Below are 25,901 nucleotides of genomic sequence, written 5' to 3'. Positions count from 1 at the left end.
GTCTATTTTAGCGCTCCTCTTGGTTGCGCATATACCCATACCTCTCCCAAACGGCATTCGTTCTGCCAGGAGAAGTGTGCAGACGATGGTTGCAGATAAGTAAGAGGCTATTTCATGTCAGATATGAATGTTATTGCGGGAAATACAAATATCCTGTCGCGCCATGATGGTCAATTCATCAGAGCCGTGCCGGGCGGAACCCAAAATATCGAACTACTGGAAAGCAGTACAGTCAGAATCTATGGCACACCCGACATGGTGTCTCGCTATGAGCGCCTCGGCGACGATCTTATCTTGCACATGAAAGACGGTACCACCGTCCGTTACGAAAGTTTCTTCACCCTGGATGCCGCAGGCTATCACAGTGAGCTGGTTTTTGATGATGGCACCCGACTGGTCCACGCACAATTCTCCGGCGCGGCAGCCGCAGAAGGGGCAGCACTCGCGGGAGAAGCCATTGCCCTCACGCCAGAATACGCCGCACTGGGCGATATAACGTCATTACTGATTGGCAGTACCGCCACTAGCACAGTGTCTGCTGCCACACTGGGGGGTATTCTTGGTGCCATAGCCATCGGTGGAGCAGCCATCGCTGCCAGCTCGTCAAGTGACGACAACCATTCCACCACGCCTCCCCCTCCTGAGTCCTTAACAATCACCCCCTTCGCTGAAGACAATATCCTGAACCGCACAGAGATCGGGGAACCCCATATTCTCAGCGGGAAAACGACGGGTGTCAGCACGGGGCAAACCGTCACTATCACCTTGAACGGCGTAGTTTACACCACGACGGTGGCCACAGACGGCACCTGGCAATTGACGCTACCAGCGGATGCCTTTACCGGACTGGAAGATGGCATCTACACATTAAAAGTGAGCGTGCCAGACGCGAACGGCATCGTCCACGAGAAAACCCTCGATCTCACCATTGATACCCTGCCTCCGCATTTAACCGTGGATAAATTTACGGGTGATAATTACCTCACCGTAGGAGAACTGGCAAACGGCCAGGTTCTCAACGGCACAGGTGAGGCCGGTCAAAACGTCACCATCACACTCAATGGCAAAACCTATACCACGACCATCAATGCAGCCGGGAACTGGACTCTGACCGTTCCTGCCGCAGACCTGCGTGCGCTGAACGAAGGCGAACATGCCCTGTCGTTCACGATTAGTGACAATGCCGGAAATATCACCGTGGTCAACCACACCATCATTGTCGACACCACGCCGCCAGAACTGTCTCTGTTGCCGTTTACCGGGGATAATAAACTCACCATCGACGAACTCCAATCCTCACAGCTTGTCTCCGGTACGGCTTCTCTGTCGGATGTGGGACAGACCGTAACGGTGACGTTTAACGGCATCACTTACACGACAACGGTAGGAAGTGATGGTTCGTGGAGTGTTCTCATTCCTGCCGGCGATATCCAGCCGCTAACTAACGGCACCTACACTCTGGTGGCGTCACTAACGGATAAAGCAGGCAACACCACTACACTACCGCCGCAAACCATCACGGTGGACACCAGCGCCGAAGCGGTCAACATCAGTATCGTCTCAACCGATGACCGCCTGAATGCCACAGAAGCAGGACAGCCATTGGCGGTCAGCGGGACGACCGCCAATGTTGCCGCAGGACAAACCGTGACTGTCACATTGAACGGAAAGTCCTACACCACCACGACGGACGCTGACGGCAAATGGTCTGTGAGTATCCCCAGCGCTGACCTGCTTGGCCTGACTGACGGCAGTAATACCATCACTGCCAGCGTGCAAGGGATCAGCGGAGAAACCGTCACCGTCAACCATACGCTGGATGTCCACATCAATACGCTTCCGACGATCACACTCCCCACCCCGCCGTTCACCGATGGCGTATTAAACGCAGCCGAAGCCGCGCAGGATCAAGTCATCAGCGGAGAAACGGGGATTAGCGGCAGGGGTCAAACCGTCAGCCTGACGATTGGTGGGAATACCGTGACGGGAACGGTGGATACCAACGGGCATTGGACGGTCACGATCCCCAAAAACATCCTGCAAAACCTGCCATCGGATAGCGTCAGCGTGCTGGAGATTGTCGTCCGCGATATTGCAGGTAACGAAACGACGGTAACAAGAAACATCAGCGTTGATACCACGCCACCGACGCTCACTGTCTCTGCGGTCGCGCAGGACAATATCCTCAACGGTGCGGAACTGGCGGTCGATCAGGTCATCAGTGGAACGGCATCGCTGAGCGAAGCGGGTCGCTCGGTCACCGCGACGCTCGGCGGCAAGACCTACACCACGACGGTCGGCAACGACGGCAACTGGAGCATTACGCTGCCAACGGCCGATCTGGTTGCTATTACGGACGGTAGCCAGAATCTGACCATAGCACTCACCGACGCCGCAGGTAACACCACTACGGTTACCCGCCCGCTGATCATTGACAGCGGCGCGACCACCGCCCCGACCATTACCATCAATAACGTCGCGGGCGATAACATCATTGACGGCGCGGAAGCCAAAGTCAGCCAGCAGTTGAGTGGGACCACCACCAACGTTGAGACTGGGCAAGTGGTTACCATTAGCCTGAATGGAAAGACGTATCTTGCTACCGTCCAGTCTGGCGGCGTCTGGAGCGTCAACGTTTCAACCGCAGATATCGCCCTGCTGGCGGACGGCGCGCACAGCATTAGCGTCAACGTGAATAACAAAGCGGGCAATGCCGCGAGCGAAAGTCACACTATCAGCGTTGATAAATCTGGCGACAGCATCGCCATCAACATCATCGCCAGCGATAACCTGTTAAACCAGGCAGAATCGCTCCAGCCGCTGGCGATCAGCGGCAACACCGCCAATGTTCCTGCGGGACAGACGGTGACGGTGACGCTGAACGGGAAAAATTATACCACCACCGTGGCCGTTGACGGCAGTTGGACGCTGCAAATCCCTAGCGCCGATCTCCAACTCCTGTCAGATGGTAATGCGACGGTCACCGCCAGCGTGAATGTGGCGGGAAGCGCTCCTGTAACAGACGCTCATACGCTCGGCGTGCATATTCATACCCTGCCTCAACCGACGATTGATACCCCGTTCGGCAACGGTTCCCTAAACGGCACAGAGGCATTGGTCAGCCAGACGATTACTGGCCATACGGGCATCAGCGGCGCAGGACAGAGTGTCGTCGTGTCCCTCGGCGGGAAATCTTACACGGGAACTGTAGATACCGCAGGTAACTGGAAAGTCACCGTGCCTGCGGCCGACCTCCAGCAGCTACCAGAAGGTGACAACACGCTGCGGGTCACCGCACAGGATGCCGCAGGCAATCAGGCAGGCCATACGTTTGTCAGCCATACCGATTTAACCGCCCCGACCCTGACTATCGGTACGATTGCAGGTGATGACACCATTAATCTAGTGGAATCACAAAGTAATCAATCTGTTAACGGCACCGCCTCACTCAGCGAAGTGGGTCGCACCGTCGTGATCGCTTTTGATGGGCAGTTCTACACTGGCGTTGTTGGCAACAATGGCAACTGGAGCATCAATTTACCGACGGCCGCGTTGCGCGGCATGGCCGATGGCAGCTACACGCTATCTGCTTCGCTAACCGATTCCGTCGGGAATACCACTAGCGTCGAGAAGTCCATTACGCTCAGCGCCGATCCGGCGTTCCAGCCGACAATCTTCGTTAACGCGTTTGTTGATGAGAATAACGCCATTAGTGCGGCAGATCTCAAAGTCAGCCAGTGGCTGACGGGAACCAGTGACAATGTGGAAACGGGTCAGGTCGCCACCATTGTTCTCAACAGTAAATTCTACTTCGCCACCATCCAGAACGACGGAAAGTGGAGTGTGGAAATTCCGGCTGAGCATATGGCTGAACTCAGCGAGGGGACGGTCTCCATCTCTGCACAAGTCACCGATATAGCCGGTAATGAAGGAAACCATGAAATCTGGTCCGATGTGGATATTAGCAATGACAGTATCTCCATCAGTATTGTCGCACTTGATAATCAGCTCAATCGCCTCGAAGCCTCACAGCCGCTAACCATCTCGGGTTCTACGGCCAACGTCACACCGGGAGAAAGCGTTACCGTTACGCTTAATGGCAAGACCTATAGTGGTACGATTGCCGCGAACGGCAGTTGGACCGTCGCGATCGACAGCAGTGACCTGCTCGCCTTACCGGATGGCACCGCAACCATTACCGCTAGCGTCGCCAACCCCGGCGATGTGCCGGTGACCGTCAGCCGCAATATTGATATCCATATTAATAACCTGCCACAGCCCACCATTGACCCGCCTTTTGGTGATGGAATACTCAACATCATTGAATCGACCAGCGGGCAGAACCTGACAGGGAAAACCGGAATCAGCGGAGGAGGTCAAAGCGTCATCGTCACGCTGAACGGCAAAACCTATACGGCTACCGTGGATAGCCAGGGTAACTGGAGTACGACACTCCCTGCCACCGACCTGCAATCTCTGCTAACCGGTGTACAAACCATCCGCGTAGAGGCGACGGATACCGCAGGCAACAGCATAGAAAGCACTCGTGATATTACCGTCGATAGGGTTAGTCCCCTTTTGACGCTGAAACCGCTGACCAGCGACGGCATCATCAACGCCGCCGAGAGCCTGAACGATCAGGTGATCTCCGGTAATGCACTACAGGCGGATGCCGGACGCACCGTCATTGTCACGATCAACAATAAAAATTATCAGGCGCAAATTCAGGTTGACGGCAGTTGGAGTACGACGATTCCCACCGCCGATCTCCAGGCTTTGGCTGACGGTAATTACACCGTGACGGCAACATTGACAAGTGCATCAGGCAACAGCACGACCAGCACCGGATCATTAACGCTGGATGCTAACCCTGCCAACCTGCCGCTGCTCACCATCAACGCCATCGCACTCAACAACATCATCGATGGCGGTGAAATCAACGTCGCGCAAGTCATCAGCGGTAGCAGCCTGAATGTCGAGGCGGGACAGCGCGTTACCGTGACACTCGGTGACAATACCTACATCACAACGGTTGGCAGCGACGGCCAATGGCGCGTCAGCGTGCCGTCTGTCGATCTCCTTCATCTGGCACAAGGCACGCATATCGTCACGATTGGCGTCAACGACGTCAGCGGTAACCCGGCAACACTCAGCCAGACGATTACGGTGAATACCGCGTTGAGCGGCATTGCCATCGATACCATCGCGGGCGATGACAAACTGAATCAGGTCGAAGCCGCGCAAGCCCTCACCGTCAACGGCAGTAGCCAGAACGTCGCAGCGGGCACCACCGTCACGATCATGCTAAACGGGAAAAGCTACGATGGCGTGATACAGTCAAACGGTACGTGGAGCATCAGCGTGTCTTCAGCGGATGTCAGCGCACTGGCCGATGGCACCTCAACCCTGACCGTAACGACGGTAGACAATACCGGGAATGTGTTAAGCGGTAGCCGTACCATTGATGTGTTCACCCACAGTAACCCGACGCTGACGCTGAACACCCCGTTCAGCGACGGCATACTCAATGCCGCAGAAGCGAGCGTTATTCAAACGCTCAGCGGCACCACGGGTATCGCCTCACCAGGGCAAACCGTCACCGCCACACTCGGCGGTGTGACATACACTGGGATCGTTGATACGGCGGGTAACTGGACGATTTCTCTGCCTGTGAACGGCCTGCAAAACCTGCCGAACGGCGCCGCTGCTTTGCAGGTTAGCGTCAGCGACGCAGCCGGAAACAGCAGTACCTTAACCAGCAATGTTACCGTGGCACGCACACCGCCTACCTTAACGACGGCCAGTTTTGCTACCGACAACATTCTGAATAGTACCGAAGTACTGAGCAATCAGCCGTTAACCGGTACGGCCTCACCGTCCAGCGCGGGGCAAACCGTGACCGCCACGCTGAACGGCAAAACTTACAGCGGTATCGTCGGCAATGACGGCACCTGGAGCATCAGTATTCCCTCTGCCGATTTGAGTAACTTGTCCGATGGCAGTTACAGCATCGTGACACGTCTGACCGATATCGCGGGCAATACCACCACGACCACGCAAACTATTGGCGTCGATGCCAGCCCGCTCAACGCACCGGTCATCGTCATTGGTACTTTTGCGGGCAACAACATTATTGACGGTGCAGAAGCGCGAGTCAGCCAAATACTCAGTGGCACCAGTAAAAACGTAGAGCAAGGCCAGACGGTGACGATTAGCTTCAATGGCAAAGCGTATACCGCACAGGTTCTGTCGAATGGGAACTGGAGCACCACGATCTCGGATACCGATATGGCGTTGCTGGTTAACGGCAGCCAGACCATTACCGTTAACGTGAATGATGTCTCCGGCAATACCGCGACGTCCAGCAGTACCGTCACGATTAATACGAATGCGAGCGGGCTGTCTATTGCGCCAATCACCGGGGATAACCAGCTGAATGTGCAGGAAGCGGGCAACGGCATTACGATTAGCGGCGGTGCCGTCAACGTAGCACCGGGTACCGATGTCAACGTCATATTGAACGGAAAAACCTATACGGCACAGGTGCAACCAGACGGGACCTGGAGTGCGGGTATTCCCTCCATCGACCTGAAAGCGCTGGGCGATGGTGTCATTACGGTGCATGTCACCGCCGTCGATCAGGCAGGTAATGCGCTGTCGGGTACTCAGCAGTTAGGTGTCAGTATCAATAACCCACCGGTGGCATCGCTGCATATGCCATTCAGCGACGGCTACCTGAATCTGAGTGACGCACAGGCAGGACAGACACTTTCTGGTACCACCGGTCTGCGTGGTTCGGGTCAAACTGTCAGCATCACCATTGGCAGCACAGTTTATTCTGGTACGGTTGACGGTAACGGCAACTGGAGTCTTCAACTGCCATCCGCCATGCTGACGACGCAACCAGACGGCATACTCAACATTTCCGTTACTGTTACTGATGCAGCAGGCAATACTTCCACCGTTCAGGGCAGCGCATTCGTGGATTTAACCCCGCCGGTGTTGACCATCAATCCGGTTGGCGTCGACGATATCATCAACATCGCGGAAAGCCTGCTACCGCTGCAAATCACAGGGACATCCCCCGTCAACGACAGCGGTCACCCCGTGATTGTCAACGTCACCATCAATGGGCAAATCTATCAGGGACTGGCACAGGCCGATGGCACCTGGAGTGTTACCGTCCCGGCAGGCGACCTGCAAAACATGCCGAACGGCATCACGGCCATCACCGCCACCTTGACCGATGCCGCAGGCAATACCGGCACCGTCAGCCATTCGATTACGCTGGATACCGATCCAGCCCAAGCACCAACCCTGACGATAGCCACGCTCTCAACCGATGACTACCTCAACCTGGCCGAATCGAGCCAACCGTTAACCATCAGCGGTAGCAGCCAGAATGTCGAGCAGGGCCAGCAGGTCACTATCACCTTCAACGACCAAACCTACCTCGCCACCGTGGGAGCAGATGGCAGTTGGAGCACAACGGTTCCCGCCACGGATGTCGGCAATGTACCTGGCGGCAAGCAAACCGTGAGCGCCAGCGTAACCGACGTGAGCGGCAACCTGGGTTCAACCACCCACTCGATTACCGTCATCACCGATGTCGCCAACCTGCCTGGTATCACCATTGCGACGCTATCTGACGATGATGTCATCAACGCGCAGGATAGCCAATCCGATCTGCTCATCTCCGGTTCAACGACGAATGTTTCAGCAGGACAGCACCTCACGGTGACGCTGAATAGCAAAACGTATCTGGCGACCGTTGGCGCTGACGGTAGCTGGAGCACGACGGTTCCCGCCAGTGATGTGCAAAATCTGCCGCAAGGCAGTCAGAATGTGACGGCAACCGTCAGTGACCTCGCACAAAATCCGGCCACAGCGACGCATCCGTTTACGGTCGATACCCTTCCACCGCTGCTGTCCATCGATATGCTGGTTGATTCCAGCGATATCGGTTTAGCCGATGCGCTGGCTGGGCTACCGCTAAGCGGCAAAGCCGAAGCCGGTCTTCAAGTCACCATTAAAGTCGGTACGGCCGTTTATAGTGCAGTAGCCGACAGCAACGGTATCTGGCAAATCGCCATTGCGGCGAACGACCTGCTGGCACTGGGTGACGGTGTGAAAACGCTGGCAGCCAGAGTAACCGATGGTGCAGGCAATGCCAGCGCCATCAGTATCGATATCACGCTAAAAACACAGGCGCTTCCAACGCTGACGCTGAATGCACTCTATGACAACAATGTTCTCACTAGCGCAGAACTGGCGACAGAAACGACGATCGGCGGTAGTTATACCCATCTGCCCGTCGGGACAGCGATTCAGGTCACGATAGGGGCTTACACCGTAACGGGTATCACGCTTGCAGGCGGCTTGTGGAGTGCCACCATTCCAGCCAATGCGCTTACTATTCTGGCGGATGGCAACGTGCAGGTCAGTGCGACGGTAACCGATAGCGCAGGCAATACTGGCAGCGCGGGCGGAACGTTGGATGTCGTCATCCACACCAATTTCTCCATCAGTATCACCCCACCGTTTGTTGACGGGGTGCTAAACCAGACAGAAAGCACAACGGATCAACTGCTGACAGGGACTACGGGTCTACTCGATCCTGGTCAGAGCGTGTCTGTCTCGATCACCAACGGCACGATAACCACCACCTACAACGCAACGGTAACGGCAAACGGCCAGTGGAGTGTCATACTGCCCGCCGCCGACTTGTCTGCATTCGGCGATGGCACACACACGATCAACGTGACCGTGACTGATCACGCAGGCAATACAGGAACAGGCAGCGACACGTTCATCAGCGTGATTGTGGGCGTGCCTGTCGCTACGCTGGATACCCCGTTCGGCGATGGCAAACTGAGTCTGGCCGATGCGCAGCCGGGCGCCACGCTATCCGGGCAAACCGGGCTCACCAGCAATGCAGGGCAAACCGTGGCGGTCAGCATTAACGGCACAAGCCTCCCTGCCACGGTGAACGCCGACGGCAGTTGGTCATTATCGTTGGATCGCCAGACGCTGATCGACTTACCGGATGGCACGGTGAATTTCACTGTCACTGTGACCGACACGGCGGGCAACACCAGCACGACTGCGGCTACGGCAAATGTGCTGACCACCACCCTGCCGGTGGCAACGCTGGATCTGCCATTTGGCGACGGCATCCTTAACACTACTGAAATTCAGGCCATCCAGACCTTAACGGGTAAAACCGGTATTAGCAGCGCAGGTCAGGACGTCACCATTACCGTGACCAACAAAACCACGCAGGTAGATACCACCTTTACCGCCACCGCAGACGGGTTAGGCGGCTGGTCCAGAGCGCTGAGTCCTGCCGATTTGGCACTCTTCACCGAAGGCAATTACAGCATTAGCGTCACCGTCACCGACTGGGTGGGCAACAGCAATACCAGTACCTCAGTCGATGTCAGTTCGGCGCAAACGCTGCCTGCCCCGCTTGTCGATGTAAGCCCATTTGGGGTCGACAATATCCTGAGCAGCGCCGAAGCCGCCTCCCCCCTCACCTTCTCTGGTCGCACCCAGATTAGCGGTAATGGGCAAAACGTGAAACTGGAGATCGACCTCAACGGGATTCGCTACACTGGCACGGTGGATAATGCGGGTAACTGGTCGGTGACGCTCCCACAAAATGCGTTGAACTCGCTGAGCGATGGTCAACATACCGTCACCGTCACCGCGACCGACGCTGCGGGCAATATCGGCGCTACACCGATACCGTTTACCAGTGACTTCACACCACCAGCGATCACCTTAAATACGCCGTTTGACGACGGCTACCTGAGTATCGCGGAAGCGGGCACCCTGCTGGGCAGAACGCTTAGTGGTAACGCGGGGGATGCCGTGAGCGTGACCGTGACGTTTGGTGGAGAATCACTCGTTACACAGCTTAGCGGAGGCGTCTGGACAGCTACGCTGACGCCAACACAACTCAGCCTGCTTGCTGACGGAACGCACAATATCGTTATCACAGCCACGGATGCCGCAGGTAACACCACCACGCTGAATTCTCAGGCGACTATCGCGCAAACCGCACCGACTCTGGCGATTAACGACGTTGGCGGAGCGGATAAAACTCTCGACTATGCGGAAAGCCGTACCACGCAGACCGTCAGTGGCACCTCCACCGGGTTAGAGGTGGGGCAAAACGTGACCGTCAAGTTGAATAGCGTCGAGTACACGGCAAAAATTCTCGCCGACGGCACCTGGAGCGTAAGCATCCCTCCTGCTGCGCTGCAAGCTCTGGCGAATACGGCGTACACCATCACCGCCGATGCGACGGATAAAGCGGGTAATCCGACACAAGCCAACGTGGGGTTCGACGTCAACCTGACACAAACGCCTGCAACCATGGTGATCGACGCAATAGCAACCGACGACATCATCAACGCCGCCGAGATAAACGGTAATATCACTATCTCTGGGCGAGTGACTGGCATTCTGCCGATGAGCGCAATAGCCGTATCAATCGGGGGCGCCCCCGTTATTGGCGCGATCACGACCGACAACAATGGCATCTGGGAAATCACCATTTCCGCCCGCGACTATTTCACGACCGATGGTAGTGTTAATGTCTCGGCAACCACCGTATTCCCCATACCGCTAATAACTGACACCAAAACCGTGCTGGTCGATACCATCGCGCCCACGCTGGATATCGAGGCTTTTGCAGGTAACAACGTACTGAACGGTACGGAAGCCAGTACTGCACAGACGATTACAGGGACGGCATCCACCACGGAGGCCGGACAGCTCGTCAGCGTGGTGCTGAATGGCAAAACCTACAGCGCTCAAGTTCAGTCCGACGGCACCTGGAGTGTAAGCGTATCCGTTGCCGATCTGGCACAGTTGGGCGATGGCAGCCACACCATTACGGCAACACTCGCGGACAAAGCGGGAAATACCACCACGGATACGCAGGTCGTTACCGTTGATACGGGTATTCCACTGCTCAGCGTGACGTTGTTCGATGACAATATTCTGACGCTGGCTGAGGCGCTGGCTGGCGGAGTGATTAAAGGGACAGGCGAGATAGGTGCCACCGTTACGCTAACCGCAGGGCCGTTAGTCGGCACAACCACCGTCGGCTCTGACGGAACCTGGACGATTCCGGTGTTGTCCGCCAATTTGCAAAACCTGTTCGACGGACCGCAGGTCATTGGCGTGACGCTGACCGATATTTCCGGCAATAGCACACACCTTGATGTCACGCTGGATGTAGCACTGAACAAGACGCTCGGCGCGGGTATTACCGATATCTTCGGTAATGATGGCATCCTCAATCTGGCCGAATCACTGGTCACGCAGGTCATCAGCGGTCACGCGACGGGGGACTATCTGGGTGCAAAAGTACAGGTCACCGTGTTGGGAAGTACGGTGGAAGCCACCGTGGGAGCCAACGGCGCCTGGAGCGTCGCGCTTGCCCCAAATCTGTTCACCAGCCTCACCAATGGCCTGCTGGCGGTTAATGTCGACATCGTCGATTCACACGGCAACGTGAAGAATCAACTGGTCAATATTGACGTACTGAAATCCCTGCCAGTCATTGATTCCGTGGTAGCGTTTACAGATGGCGCGCTGAATGCGGCGGATGTCGCGACCAGCCAGGTTATCAGCGGCGTTGTCAGCAATGTGAATATCGCTGCTGGTGCAACGGTCGCCGTAACGTTGGGTAACAAGATTTACACCGGAATTAGCGTCGGTGCAGGCGGAGCCTGGAGTCTGTCCGTTCCTGCCCTTGATTTGCAAGCCTTGCAGGATGGCACGCTGGCGCTGGGCGTTGCAGTGACCGATCACGCAGGCAACACCGCCAGCCAGATCGTCAATGTTCCAACCATCATCAAGAATCTGCCAAGCATTACGCTCAACCCAGCCTTTGGTGATAGCCTGCTGAATCTGGGCGACCTGCTGGTCAATCAAACGCTCAGCGGCACCGCCACCGGTCTGGCAGGCAGAACCATTACGCTCAGCATTTCTGGTTCACAAATCGCCACGGCCACCGTCGGCGTAGATGGCAAATGGAGTGCGGCCGTCACCCCAAGTGTATTAGGTATTCTGCAAGGGCTGGGCAGCGGTGATTTCACCGTGAGCGCTACTGCGACAGATACGGTAGGCAATAGCACCACTGGCAGTGCTGGCATCAAGTTCGATTTCGCCCAGCCAGTGATTACATTGAATCCGATATTTGGTGGCGATGGTTTCCTCAACGCGGCAGAAGCGTTGGTCGCGCAGACCATTAGCGGTGTCGTCACGAATACCGCAGTAGGATCGCCGGTCACCGTGACTCTCGGCAGTAAAACGTTCCAGTCAACCGTTGGAGCCAATGGCGCGTTCAGCCTGACGCTGCAACCGTCCGACCTCAGTGCGTTGGTCGATGGCAGTGCGACGCTCGGTGTTTCCATCACTAATGCTTCCGGCAACACGAGCACGGTGAGTAACGCGATCAACATCATTGCCAAAACCCTGCCGACAATTGGCCTTGGTTCACTGTTTGGCGGCGATGGCTTCCTCAATGCCGCAGAAGCGGCGCTGACACAAACGATTAGCGGCACCACCACCAATGCCGCCGCGGGATCGGCCATCGTCATACGCATCGGTACGCTGACGTTAAACGCCACCGTCGGTAATGATGGCTCGTGGAGCGCCAGCGTCACGCCGCTGCAACTGTCCGGTCTGGCTAATGGCAATCTCACCGTCAGCGCGACGGTGACCGATCCGGCAGGCAACAGTAATAGCATCAGCGCGGGTCTCAACGTTTCCATCCTGCCACCGACCATCACCCTTAACCCATTGTTCAACGGCGGTGTGCTGGATCTCTCCAGCCTGTTGAGTGCACAAACCATCAGCGGAACCACGACCAATGTGGCGGCAGGCACGGCGATCAACATCACGCTGGGCAGCAAAACCTACACCGCAACGGTTGGTGCAAACGGCAGTTGGAGCCTGCCAGTACCAAACCTCGACCTGAAAGCCCTTGTGGATGGCGTCACTCACGTCGGCGTTCGTCTGGTTGATGCGGCGGGTAACGTAGGAGAAGCCAGCAGCGCCTTGAATGTCATTATCAACGCGTTGCCAACCATTGCGATTAACCCACTGTTTGGCGGTGACGGTCTGCTGAATGCGGTCGAAGCCGCAGCGGGTCAGGTTATCAGCGGCACCAGTACCAACGCGATAGGCTCCACTATTCAGGTTTCTCTGGGTACGAAGACTTACTCTGCTGTGGTGCAAAACAACGGAACCTGGTCGGTCAACCTGCCGTCACTCGATCTCAACAATCTGACTGACGGCACGCTATCTCTCAGTGCCTCTCTAACCAACTCAGCAGGCAAAACGACCAGCGCGGGGGCTTCGATCGGTGTAGGCGTTCACGCGCTGCCGACAGTCAGCCTCGGTTCCCTGTTTGGCGGCGACGGTTACCTGAATCTGGCCGAAGCGGGCATAAACCAGCTCATCAGCGGGACCACGACCAATGCGGCAGGCGGTAACGTCACGCTAACCGTGGGTGGACTCACGCTCAGCGCCACTATCGCCAGCAACGGCACCTGGAGCATCAGTGTACCAAGCGCTAACCTGCTCAACATCGCTGATGGCAACTTGTCCGTCGGTATCACCGTCACAGACCGTTATGGCAACACGAATAACGCCAGCAGCAATGTGATCGTGAAAACCCACCAGCTACCGCAATTGGGCATTGATGCGGTGGGATCGCTAATTGGCAACACTATTGGGCTGCTGTCGAACGGCGTGACCATCAGCGGGACATCGCGCTATGTGCAACAAGGTGCCAAGGTGACCGTCACCCTGCTCGGCCAAACGCTACAGGGTACTGTCGGTGCCGATGGCAAGTGGAACGCGCATTTCAGCAGTTCGCTACTGGGTATCAACGCTTTAAACGTAGGCACAATTTTGACCGCGCTGTTGGGAACGGCGGTTGAAGCCTCTGTCACCGATCAGGCAGGTAACTTCACTGGGGTTTCCGCGGGATTAACATCTGGCGTCGTCATTGGATTACCGTTCATGAGTGCGATGGCACTGGACGTTGACGATAGCAGCATCGCACAGCTCGCTTCGCTGTCCCGTGAACCACTCGACACTGGGGAAAGTGCCAATGTGCAACCGCTTACTGTCAGTTCGACATTCGCGCCAGCTGCACTCAGCGAGACACGGACCATCGACAATCACGCCAGCACTGAAGTTGAGAACAGCGTGTATGCCATCGGCGGCGTTGTCATCAATCTGGCCGACGGTAGCGTGCAGACGGGGACAGCGATCACAGGCAGCGAGGGCGATGACCTTATCACCCTCTCAAGCCTCGATTTCACACACATCGACGGCGGTGACGGCATCGATACCCTGCATCTCGATGGCACCTCACTCAACCTGGATCTCACCGCGCTGGGGCTGAAAATCGACAACGTGGAGATCTTCGATTTAGGCCCAAACGGCACCAACAGCATCACATTCGATCTTGACCGTGCTCTGAACGTCACTGACCGACCAGAAGATGACCTGCTGATCGTCGGGGGAGAAGGCAGCAAGGTGAACCTGATCCCAGGCGACGGTGCCTGGAGCACGGTAGGACAGCGCGACATTGATGGTCAACACTTCGATGTCTACCACCATTCATCGCTGGATAGCGCCAACAGCCTGGGAGATGTACTGGTGCAGCAAGGCCTGCTCGTCAATATGGTGTAACGGTGTTAACACCTTCCCCCTGCTAAGGGGGGAGATGTTGAAAGGAGGTCAGTTAGGGAAAACTACTGTTACCAACAGGCTGACCGCCCTTTGAAAGGAACGAAAACAAAGAGTAACGAAAACAGGGGTCATTGATGCACAAACCATTGTTTATCAGGGATAGGCTTTTTCTGCGCCACCGTACTTTTCTGACTCACACATTACGCGATCAAACACCGCGCTATATGCTGGCGCTCGGGCTGGTCTGCGGTAGCCTCGCAACCGTCTACTCCCTACCGACGCTTGCTCAAGTCGTCGCGTTTGACTGGTCCGCCGCACCGACAGAACAACAGGTCAACAGTCTGGATCTCAAACAGGCCATTCTCCGTGCCTTTGCCCGCAACCCGCAAATTGCGCAGGCCTCGGCACAGATTCGCGTCGGCGACGCCGATCTGCGCGTGGCGCAAAGCGCCTGGTTCCCGCAAATCGGCCTGAGCGGCAATGTCGGCCGCTCAGATCAAAGTGATAGCGGCGGCACGATGAGTAACAACTCCACGGCGGGCATCACGCTGAAGCAGCTTCTGTATGATTTCGGCAAAACGGGCGGCAGTATTGATGAGCAGCACAGCCTGTCCGATGCCTATCGCTACCAGCTCTACGGTGTCATGACCACGGTCGGCCAGCAAACCCTGCTTACCTACCTGAAAATCAAACGCTATCAGGAACTGAATCAGGCGGCAGAGCGCAATATCACGTCACTCAGTCAGGTAAAAGATATTGCGACGCTCCGTTCTGAAGCGGGTCTCAGTACGCAATCCGACATTCTGCAAGCGGAAACCCGTATCGCGGGCATGAGGGCGACGCTGGAACAATATCGTGCGCTGGAGCGTTCCTCGCTGGCACAGCTTAGCGTGTTGACCGGCGTGATCCCCGCCACCTTGCCCGATCTACCACGGGCGTTGCTGCAACAAAAGATTACCCTCAAAGCGCTCCCCTATCAGCAGAGTAATACGGTGCTGAGCGCTCAGTCCAAACAGGAAGCCTCGCGCCACCGTATTCGTCAGGCTGAAGCGCAACACTTTCCCACTATCGCCGTGCAGGCAGGTCGTACCCGCTATGAAACTGACCGACGTAATTACTGGGATGACCAGCTACAGCTGGTTGTTGAAGCTCCGCTTTATCAGGGCGGTGCCGTTAGCGCACGCGTTGATGCCGCGTCAGGCACGCGAGAAGCCGCACAGGCCGAAGTCGAAGCGGCAAAACTGGATATGAATCAGAAAGCGGCAACGGCTTACGCCGATCTCATCGGTGCGCAGCGGCGTGAAAAAGCCAGCCAGCAGCAAATTACCAGCGCGACCTACACCCGCAACGTTTATCAGGATGAATACAAGCTCAGCAAACGTAGCCTGAACGACCTGCTCAGCGTTGAACAAGATGTGTTGCAGGCCGAAACCTCACGCATCGGCGCGTTATACGACGGCTGGGAGGCGGCGGTTAACTACGCCGCGGCCGTCGATAATCTGCTGGATATGCTGGGTATTGAACGTTATCAAGCCAGTGGCGAGACGCTACCGTCGCTGTAAGCCGGTTCGCCTGTCGGATAAGAATATGCAGGAATATCAATGACACAAGTTACCCAAACTGAAGTCTGGATTGCCGCCATGGCACGCGCCGCCGCCCACTATGGACAGGTGGTCGATATCCAATCGGTACGCCAGCAAATGGGCTGGTACGAACAGCAGCCCATCGCGCGCCAGCTAGAACAAATCAGCCACCTGATGGGGTTGAGCATCAGTCTGAGACACACGGAGAAGATTCGCTGGCGCAACAAGATATTACCGGTACTGGCGGAAACTGACGATGGCGGCGTGATCGTCATCGAATCATTGACTGATGAAGGCGTCGCGACCTATTGGCTGAATGACGCCGGTGACCTTCAGCGTGAAGCCGAACTGGCTGAACTCATCAAACACAGCCAGGGCATTATCGTGCTGGTCGGCATCGCCGAGCGTGGCCGCGATACCCGCATTGATGATTTCGTCAAACCATACCGCAAACACTGGTTCTGGCAACATTTTCGTGACGCAAAACGACAGATCGGAGAAATTTCTCTCGCGTCTATCGTGGGTAATGTTCTGGCACTGGCGGGAATTTTGTTCTCCATGCAGGTGTACGACCGCGTCATTCCGGCACAGTCGATCCCCACGCTGTGGGTGCTGTTTTTCGGTGTGTTGCTGGCTGCCGCATTAGAATATGCGATCCGTTTGTCACGCACCGTCGTCTCCGATTTAATGGGCAAGAGTATCGATCTGCACGTATCGGGGATGCTGTTTGCCCGCGCGCTGGCGATCAAAAATGAGGCCAGACCGAAATCCACTGGCTCATTTATTTCGCAGTTGCGGGAAATCGATCAGGTGCGTGAATTGCTGACCTCAACGACCGTCGGGGCTGCCGCCGACATGCCGTTTGTCTTTCTGTTTCTCGGCATCATGGCGATGATCGGCGGCCCGCTGGTATTTATTCCCATGCTGGCGATCCCGCTGATCGTGATCCCCGGCCTGATGTTGCAATGGCCAATGGCGAAGCTCGCCAAAGAAGGTATGCGCGAAAGCGCCTTGCGTAACGCGGTGCTGGTCGAGTCCATTGAAGGCATTGAGGATATCAAAGCGTTACAGGCTGAGCCCTACTTCCAGCGCCAGTGGGAGCAGACACACGACGTCAGCGCGGCTATCGGGATGAAGCAACGCGTCTGGGGTGCACGGCTCAGCGGCTGGGCGTCAACCGTCCAGCAGTTAACCTATGCCGGGATGCTGGTATTCGGAAGCTATCTGGTGCTGGCAGGCGATATCACTACAGGTACGCTGGTAGCCTGTAGCCTGCTGTCTTCTCGTACCATCGCCCCGCTCATGCAGCTTACGATGGTTTTTTCCCGCTGGCAGCACGCCAAAACCGCCATGACCGGGCTGAATGACATCCTGCAAAAACCGTTGGATCGGCCAGAAGACGGAAAAATGGCGCACTGCCCAATCCTTCAAGGGCATTTCCAACTCCACAACATGCAGTACAGCTACGATCCTGAACAGGGCGATACCGCCTTGCAGATCGGGAAGCTGGAGATCAAGCCGGGTGAAAAAGTGGCGCTGCTGGGTAAGGTCGGTGCGGGTAAATCCACCCTGCTCAAGCTGCTTGCCAGTCAGGCGACCGCGACACGCGGCAAGGTCATCATTGATGGCGTCGACATCAGCCAGATCGATCCGGCAGACGTTCGCCGCCAGTTGGGTTTTCTGTCACAGGACTCACGTCTGTTCTTCGGCAGCCTGCGGCAAAACCTGATGCTCGGCAACCCCCATGCTACCGAACAGGAGCTGTTGCAGGCGCTGCGCATTAGCGGCGCGCTCAGCCTGATCCAACAGGACGCCGCCAGTCTGGACCGCATCATTCATGAAGGCGGGCGCGGTTTATCCGGTGGTCAACGACAGATGATCCTGCTCAGCCGGATGCTGCTACGCAATCCTCAGATTGTGCTGCTTGATGAACCTACCGCATCCATGGACGAGCAGTTGGAAGGTCACGTTATTCACCAATTAAGCAGTTGGCTGACGGGTCGCACGCTGGTGCTGGTGACGCACCGCCCAGCGCTGCTCAGGCTGGTTGACCGCGTGATCGTTATGGATGGCGGACGCATCGTGGCAGATGGCCCGCGTGACCAGATTTTGAAAGCCATCAGTAAACCGGCAGAAACCGCACAAAGCGTGGCGTAAGGAGAAACACAATGAGCAGCATCACCCTCCATGATGACCTGAAACGCCAGGGTCGACACGTCTCCGTCATTATCTGGCTCAGCCTGCTGGGGCTGGTCGTCTTTTTTGTCTGGGCCACCTTCGCCGTGCTGGATGAAGTGTCAGTCGGGACCGGTAAGGTAACGCCCTCGACCCGCGCTCAGGTGATTGAAAGTCTGGATGGCGGGATCATCGGTCAACTGTATGTACAACAGGGCAACGTTGTCGAAAAGGGGCAGGTGCTGGCGCAACTGGATATCAACCGTTTTCAGTCCGTTTACGGCGAAGCCTTCTCCCGCGTACAGACGCTGCGTGCCTCTGCCGAACGTCTGCACGCCGAGCTGAGCGGCGCACCGCTCAAGTTCAGCGCGGAAACCATGAAGGAGCCTGCGCTGGCGGCGCGTGAACGTCAGCTCTATGAATCACGTCTGCGTAATCGTGATGAAACCATCGCCAACCTGCGACAGTCTATGCGGCTGGTCGAGCAGGAGCTGCGCATGACGGAGCCGCTGGTGCAGCGCGGTGCCGCCAGTGCCGTCGAGGTGATCCGGTTACGCCGCCAGATTAGCGAGATCCGTGGCAAAATCGACGAAGCCAACAACCAATACGCGGTGCGGGCGCGGGAAGAACAAGTCAAAAACAACGCCGATCTGGAAGCGCAGACGGAAGTGGTCAGCGGAAAAGCCGATCAGCTCAAGCGCGCCACCATCACGTCACCGGTGCGAGGGATTGTGAAAGACATTCAGGTCACGACCGTTGGTGGCGTGCTGCAACCGGGCGGCAAGCTGATGGAGATCGTACCGCTGGAAGATCAGTTGCTAATCGAAACACGCATCAACCCGCGCGATATCGCCTATATCCGGCCGGGTTTACCCGCCACGGTAAAAATTACCGCCTATGATTCGTCCATCTACGGCAACTTAACGGGAGAAGTCGAAAGCGTATCGCCGGATACCCTTCAGGACGAAGTCAGGCGCGACCAGTTTTATTATCGGGTCTATGTGCGTACCACGCAGGCGGAGTTGACCAACAAAACCGGGGAAAAATTCCCTATCGTGCCCGGTATGGTCGCCAGCGTGGAGATAAGAACGGGTCAGAAAAGCGTGCTGGATTATCTGATTAAACCGCTGAACAAGGTCAATGAAGCACTACGTGAACGCTAAGCCAGCACACTCAATGCACGCTGTCATTTAATAAATAACAAAGAATTTCATTTTCTTTTTTATTAATAAGAAAAATAAAACACCTTTATAGAAACTAAAAATTGTCGCACATGAATATGTAGATTAATAAAATTTCATTTACATAAGAAATCTTCAATGCTTATTAATCAAAGCATTCGATTCTACTAACGATTAAATTATCACCAGAAACGTAAATAGCGTATCAACGAAACGTGGAAAAAAATCGAATCCCGTCACGCACAGTAGTAGACGGGTGGTAAGGTTTCCATCGCTTCACAACATTCCGTTTCCTTATTGCCAAATAGAACCCTCCGAGTATTTATTAAATACAAAATAAATAATTAAATACAAAATAATAACAAAACAAATTAAACAATCTAATTAATCCAAACAATTTCTACGAATTATTATTCATTTCATATTCTCTGCTATATAATCCCCTCGATGCGCTAGGACTCCCTCTTTATTTAGAACAAATAAAGGGAAAAAATATCCGTTTAATTTACAAGGAAAAACACATGTTTAAGTATTTAACACCGATATTTTTATGTACGGCTGCTTTTTCTTTTCAGGCTCAGGCGAATGACACCATGTTGATGCTGCTGAAAAAAGACAATGCCACCTATTTAAGCTGGTCTACCGATGCAGGCAATGTTGTTCGCCAGGATGTGTATCGCAGCACCAATAATAATCAGGCTGGCAGCGAAAAAATCGCAGAACTCAATTCCACCGACAGAACCTTTACCGACTTAACGGCTAATCCGACGTCAGATTATTGGTATTGGGTGGATACCGTGAGTGGCAATAATAGCGTCCTGAAATCTAACGCAGCACAGACAGCTCCTGCACCACTGCGCGCTGCTCCGCTAAAGGCAGCCAGTTCAGAATGTAAAGCAGGGGCGGTGATCAAAAATAAATCCGTCGACTGCGGCGGTATCACTTTGGGTCTGAGCTGTAGCGGCGACAGTGATAAGCAACCTCCCGTTATCACACTGGAAAATGCCACCGTTAAGAACCTGCGCATCTCAGCAAAAGGCGGTTCTGACGGCATTCACTGTGCCAGCGGAGACTGCCGTATTGAAAACGTGATCTGGGAAGACATCTGTGAAGATGCAGCGACCAACAACGGCAAAACCATGACCATCGTCGGCGGTGTGGCACATAACACCACCAATGGCCCTGGCGGCAAGCCGGACAAAGTACTGCAACAGAATTCCAAAAACAGCCACACTATCGTACAGGGCAACTTCACCCTGACGGGGCAACACGGCAAACTGTGGCGTTCATGTGGGAACTGCACCAACAATGGCGGCCCGCGTAACCTCACCATCATCAGCGCTACCGTTAACGGCACCATCGACAGCATCGCGGGTGTAAACCGTAACTTTGGCGATGTCGCTGAAATTCGCGATCTGCGTATTAAAGGTTACAAAGCGGGTAAACCCTCGATTTGCGAAGAGTTTACTGGCGTACAAAAAGGTCAGGGTGAATCCCCTAAACACGGTGAACAATGGGATACCAAGAACTGCAAAGTCAGCCGTTCAAACGTTAAAGCCCTATAATTCTGCCAGCAGAATTCACACCTAACGTAATATTCCCTCTGGGGTTCTGACGCATCTCTCTTCAACAGACCGTGCTCGATGCACGGTCTGTTTCATTGTATCAGCCTTGCTGTAATTCGGTAAACAGCGCCGCACGTTGAGCGCCATGGTTGCCAAATAATTTCAGATATAGTGTTGCCGAATCGCCATATCCCGTTAACGATCGGGTTGATGTTGCCAGTAAGCAAGGAGCATAAATGACAATAAACGCATTCCGGTTCGTTTCGTGGCCAATCTGGAAACGGGTAATGGTCAGCTTATTCGCTCTCACGGGCGTGCTTTTCATGGTGGGATGCAACAGCAATCCACGTGAGATTACACCATTAGGACAACCGTCATTCGAGCGCTATCAGCAAGACACCACGCGCTGGGTAGAGCAACATCGCGCCTTCCAAACCACAGATAAAAAACGGGAATTACGCTGGAACACGCCGAGTGAAGTGCGCCCTACGGGTCAACCGCATAAAGCGATTTTACTGGTACACGGGCTGGGGGACTCTCCCGGTTCGTTCATTGACATCACGCCGAAATTGGTCGAATTGGGATTTCTGGTCAGAACCGTTTTGCTGCCGGGACACGGCACCCGCCCCTCCGATCTACTGCACGTCACCGTTGATGACTGGCGCAACGTCGTTGCCGAGCAAGCGGCTATTCTCAGTAAAGAGGTCGATGAAGTCTATCTGGGTGGTTTTTCCACTGGCGGCAATTTGGTGCTGGAATACGCGTCACAACACCCTGAAATCAAAGGGCTGGTGCTGTTTTCACCCGCGATTAAATCCAACGAAAAATACGATTTCATGACGCCGCTGCTGTCCGTGTTTACCGACTGGCTGATGCCACCGCGTCCTGGTTACCCACAGCAGTTGGCAACTCGCTATATGCGCGTGCCGACTAACGGACTCGCCCAATATTACTATTCCAGCCGCGGTGTTCGTTCACAGCTCGCCAAAAAACCGTATGACAAGCCAGTGTTAATCGTGCTGGCGGAGCATGATTCCGTCGTCGATACGACTTATATTGCCAACCTGTTCGATACCCAGTTTACCAACCCGCGCAGTCGTCTCATCTGGTATGGCGATCGCCCTGCGGGTATCCATTCCTCACGCGTGTTAGTGCGTACTGGCTCACTGCCCGAATGGCGTATCAGCCAACTCTCACATATGTCGCTCCTCTTTTCACCAGAAAATACGGAATACGGCAAAACAGGCTCAATCATTATTTGCGCCAACGGACAAACCAATAACGACCTGACAGCCTGCGCGGATCGCAGTACGCTGTGGTATTCCGACTGGGGATACGTGGAAAACGGCAAAACCCATGTACGCCTGACCTTTAACCCGTATTTCGACTGGCAAAATCAGATCATGGCCAACGTCCTGCACACGCAATAACCTTGCCGAGAACAGAAGGAAGAAACAGAGTGGAATCTCAGTAAGTCGCAGGCTGAGCGATTGCCGTCGCTCTGGCTCACGATCATAATAGTGGGTATCAGCTCACCCGAGACAGGTTCCCTATGCGATTCGACTTAACCGATCTCCGACTGTTTCTCAATATTCAGAAAGCAGGCAGCATTACCGGTGGCGCTGCGGCGTCCAACCTGACTGTGCAAGCCGCCAGCGAGCGAATCCGGGGGATGGAAGAGGAACTTGGCGTACCGCTATTGCTGCGTTCAAAGGCTGGCGTTTCGCTCACCGACGCGGGATTTTCGTTGGCGCACCATGCCCACATCATCCTGCATCAGGTCGAACATATGCGCAGCGAGTTACATCAATACGGCAAAGGGCTACGCGGTCATATCCCCTTGTTGTGCAACTCTGCGGCACTGAACGAGTACTTGCCAGCTTTGCTGGGGCAATATCTGGTGGCCTGCCCGCACATATCCGTCGCGGTGAATGAAAAACTCAGCCGTGATATCGTCGATGCCATCCGCAACCACACCGCCGACCTCGGCATTGTCGCCGATTCCGTTGTACTCGACGGGCTAGAAACCCGAGCGTTCCGCAGAGATGAACTGGTGGTGGTCGTTCCGAAAAATAGCGACTGGGTTGGGGAGAAACCGCTAAGCCTTTCTGACATCGCTGACGCCGAATTTATCGGACTTAGCGAAGGTGCAGCGTTGCAGGAACACATTGATGAACATGCCAGAAAACTAGGGAAACGCCTGAATTATCGCGTGCGTCTTGCCAGTTTCGATGCCGTCACGCAGGTCATTCACAGCGGGATTGGCATTGGTATTGTTCCGCGACATGCCGCACAGCGCATGCAGGTGCGGCTGGCGATTCATACCATTCCGCTCGCAGACGACTGGACGACGCGCAATCTGGTCATCTGCGCTCGCCAGTTTTCTGCGCTGCCCGGCTATGTTCAGGATTTTGTGGCGTTCATTACCGAAGCACCTGCGGATTAGAGCAGCCCACGCGCCGCCATGTATCCACCCAGCGCAATCAGCCCGATAAAGAAGCAGCGTCGGAAAACCGATTCGCTAATCGCGTGGCGCAGGCGTTGCCCAATCATCATGCCCAGCAGTGCGGGAATCAATGCCAGCACCGACTGCCAGAGATTAATGCCCTGTAGCCCGCTCCCCTGCATAAGTTGTAGCGCCAGCCCCAGCGTCGAGACGGTAAACGCCAGTCCCAACGCCTGGACCAAATCGTTTTTATTGAGCCGTAGGCATTGCAGGTAAGGCACGGCGGGAATCACAAAGACGCCTGTTGCCGCCGTGATAGCCCCGGTGATGTAGCCCACCAGCGGCGATAGCCAGATTTCATGGCGACCGGGCTGCGGTAAGGTCGTCGCCCCCATTCCCCATAGGCCGTAAACCACCAAAATGCCGCCGAGCGCCGCGTTCGTCCATGACGATGATGACGTCAGTGCAGGTAGCCCGTTCCATAACGTACCAATAATAATGCCGACAAATAGCGTCCAAAACCGCCTAATCAAGCTAAGAAAGGCGGGGCCACAGGCGAGTTGCCAGACGTTGGTCACCAGCGACGGAACAATCAATAGCCCCGCCGCGCTGGCTGCTGGCATCACCAGCGTTAACAAGCCCATGGCGATTGTCGGCAATCCCAGACCAATCACACCTTTCACCACACCAGCCAGCAGGAACACCACTATCATCGTCGTCATTCATCGCCTCGGTTTGCTGCACATAGGAAGAACCCTATGCAGGAATATTCCAATGAGGTGGCTGTTTGTGTCGATGCGGATTGTATTGAGGGTGATTCAAGGAAAATTGGAAGTAGGGAAAATGATGCGATGGGTGGAAGATCGCCAGGAGAGATAGTGTGGGAAAATATACCCTCACATAACAGTGAGGCCTACAGAGCGGTGATAGTGGGTAGATCGTAAAGACGCTGTGAATACGTCCCTGTACGCTCGAGTTGCGCCATCCATGGCGCAAACGCTTTACTCTTCTATCCCACTATCACCGTTCGCATTTTGTGAATAGGGCTGCCAACACCAAGCAGCAGATATCTTAGTAATTCTGGTTCTGCCGTGCGCGACCTACAGCTTCGCCTAGCTGCCATACAGCCATCGCGTAGTGCGTGCTGTGGTTGTAGCGCGTGATGGCGTAGAAGTTTGGTAATCCGTACCAGTATTGATAACCCGTCCCGATATCCAGCCGCAGCAGGCTGGCTTCACTGTATCCCGCCAGCGAATGTTGTGGCGTTAACCCCGCAGCCTGAAGTTCCGTGAGCGAGTAGCGGGTATTAAAGCCGTTCGTAAGCAGCGGTGCCTGACCATTTGCCTGCACCGCGACAGGTGCGCCTTTCACCCAACCGTGTGCTTTGAAGTAATTGGCTACGCTGCCAATTGCGTCCACCGGGTCCCACAAATTGGTATGTCCATTGCCATCAAAATCCACGGCATAATTCTTGAAGGATGAAGGCATAAACTGCCCGTAGCCCATTGCGCCAGCATAAGAACCGCGCAGGCTGAGTGGATCGTTGCCTTCTTTACGCGCCATCAGCAGGAAGGTTTCCAGTTCGCCCGCAAAGTAATCGGCACGTCGCGGGTAATCAAACGCCAACGTCGCCAAGGCATCAATGATGCGCGTTTTGCCCATTACCCGGCCCCAGCGAGTTTCAACGCCAATAATGCCGACGATGATCTCAGGCGGAACGCCGTAAATATTCTGGGCGCGCTGTAGTGCATCCTGATATTGATTCCAGAACGCAACACCGTTCTGCACGTTGTCTGGCGTAATAAACTGATTACGGTAACGGTTCCAGGCACCGTTCGGCCCTGAAGGGGGACGCGATGTCGGCGCTTGCTTATCCATCAGACGGATTACCCAATCCAGACTTTTCGCCTGAACCAGCACATCATGCAATTGCTGGCGATTAAAACCGTGCTCCAGCACCATTTTATCAACAAACCGCGCAGTAGCCGGATTGGTCGCAAAATCGCCACCGAGCGGATGCACATTGTGCGTAGGTTCAAGCAGGAAGCCGCCTTTAAAAGGATTACCCGAAGGCGCTTCTGTCGGAGGGGGAGCCGGCTGACTGCTACAGGCCGAGAGCAAAACGAGCAGAGGGAGAAAACGAGCCAGATGACGCATCAGATATCCGTATAGCCAGGTAAGAAATCAATATCAGCTATGGTAAAGGATTGTCTGATGTGAAAAAACC

9 protein-coding genes are annotated in these 25,901 nt (G+C 55.1%); 7 read left to right on the top strand and 2 right to left on the bottom strand.

What is annotated here, in order from left to right; all coding sequences use genetic code 11:
* The first annotated feature begins 114 nt into the window (after positions 1-114).
* From AACH44_RS04950 to AACH44_RS04920, 7 genes are all read left to right on the top strand, one after another.
* Positions 115-14,724, top strand: a complete 14,610-nt coding sequence (locus AACH44_RS04950; protein ID WP_338659514.1) for an Ig-like domain-containing protein — start codon at positions 115-117, stop codon at positions 14,722-14,724.
* A gap of 134 nt (positions 14,725-14,858) precedes the next feature.
* Entirely contained in the window at positions 14,859-16,286 is a 1,428-nt protein-coding gene (locus AACH44_RS04945; RefSeq protein ID WP_261848311.1) for a TolC family outer membrane protein, read from the top strand.
* A 39-nt stretch (positions 16,287-16,325) separates the two neighbouring features.
* Positions 16,326-18,464, top strand: a complete 2,139-nt coding sequence (locus AACH44_RS04940; protein WP_261848310.1) for a type I secretion system permease/ATPase — start codon at positions 16,326-16,328, stop codon at positions 18,462-18,464.
* A gap of 11 nt (positions 18,465-18,475) precedes the next feature.
* Entirely contained in the window at positions 18,476-19,645 is a 1,170-nt protein-coding gene (locus AACH44_RS04935; RefSeq protein WP_261848309.1) for an HlyD family type I secretion periplasmic adaptor subunit, read from the top strand.
* Positions 19,646-20,184: 539 nt separating this feature from the next.
* Positions 20,185-21,228 (top strand): pectate lyase PelI, encoded by a 1,044-nt coding sequence (pelI, locus tag AACH44_RS04930; RefSeq protein ID WP_261848308.1) that lies wholly within the window; start codon positions 20,185-20,187, stop codon positions 21,226-21,228.
* A 236-nt stretch (positions 21,229-21,464) separates the two neighbouring features.
* The gene (locus AACH44_RS04925) at positions 21,465-22,658 is read left to right on the top strand and encodes an alpha/beta hydrolase (protein WP_261848307.1); all 1,194 of its coding nucleotides are present in this window, start codon (positions 21,465-21,467) and stop codon (positions 22,656-22,658) included.
* Positions 22,659-22,780: 122 nt separating this feature from the next.
* Positions 22,781-23,674, top strand: a complete 894-nt coding sequence (locus AACH44_RS04920) for a LysR family transcriptional regulator (RefSeq protein ID WP_261848306.1) — start codon at positions 22,781-22,783, stop codon at positions 23,672-23,674.
* Here AACH44_RS04920 and AACH44_RS04915 read toward each other — a convergent pair.
* Positions 23,671-24,396 carry a sulfite exporter TauE/SafE family protein gene (locus AACH44_RS04915; protein WP_261848305.1) on the bottom strand — a complete coding sequence of 242 codons (726 nt, stop codon included), beginning with the start codon at positions 24,394-24,396 and terminating at the stop codon, positions 23,671-23,673. The genes AACH44_RS04920 and AACH44_RS04915 overlap by 4 nt on opposite strands.
* Before the next feature lie 349 nt (positions 24,397-24,745).
* Positions 24,746-25,831: a lytic murein transglycosylase B gene (gene mltB / locus AACH44_RS04910; protein WP_338659513.1), complete on the bottom strand. Its 1,086-nt coding sequence runs from the start codon at positions 25,829-25,831 to the stop codon at positions 24,746-24,748.
* Positions 25,832-25,901 lie beyond the last annotated feature (70 nt).

It is taken from the genome of Pectobacterium araliae (genome assembly GCF_037076465.1).
Classification (GTDB): Bacteria; Pseudomonadota; Gammaproteobacteria; order Enterobacterales; family Enterobacteriaceae; genus Pectobacterium; species Pectobacterium araliae.
This window is presented reverse-complemented; position numbering and strand designations above follow the sequence as displayed.

Bases quoted from the DNA above. Each gene is read 5' to 3' on its own strand.
- AACH44_RS04950 (WP_338659514.1), top strand. From the start codon at position 115: ATGTCAGATATGAATGTTATTGCGGGAAATACAAATATCCTGTCGCGC.
- AACH44_RS04945 (WP_261848311.1), top strand. From the start codon at position 14,859: ATGCACAAACCATTGTTTATCAGGGATAGGCTTTTTCTGCGCCACCGT.
- AACH44_RS04940 (WP_261848310.1), top strand. From the start codon at position 16,326: ATGACACAAGTTACCCAAACTGAAGTCTGGATTGCCGCCATGGCACGC.
- AACH44_RS04935 (WP_261848309.1), top strand. From the start codon at position 18,476: ATGAGCAGCATCACCCTCCATGATGACCTGAAACGCCAGGGTCGACAC.
- pelI (WP_261848308.1), top strand. From the start codon at position 20,185: ATGTTTAAGTATTTAACACCGATATTTTTATGTACGGCTGCTTTTTCT.
- AACH44_RS04925 (WP_261848307.1), top strand. From the start codon at position 21,465: ATGACAATAAACGCATTCCGGTTCGTTTCGTGGCCAATCTGGAAACGG.
- AACH44_RS04920 (WP_261848306.1), top strand. From the start codon at position 22,781: ATGCGATTCGACTTAACCGATCTCCGACTGTTTCTCAATATTCAGAAA.
- AACH44_RS04915 (WP_261848305.1), bottom strand. From the start codon at position 24,396: ATGACGACGATGATAGTGGTGTTCCTGCTGGCTGGTGTGGTGAAAGGT.
- mltB (WP_338659513.1), bottom strand. From the start codon at position 25,831: ATGCGTCATCTGGCTCGTTTTCTCCCTCTGCTCGTTTTGCTCTCGGCC.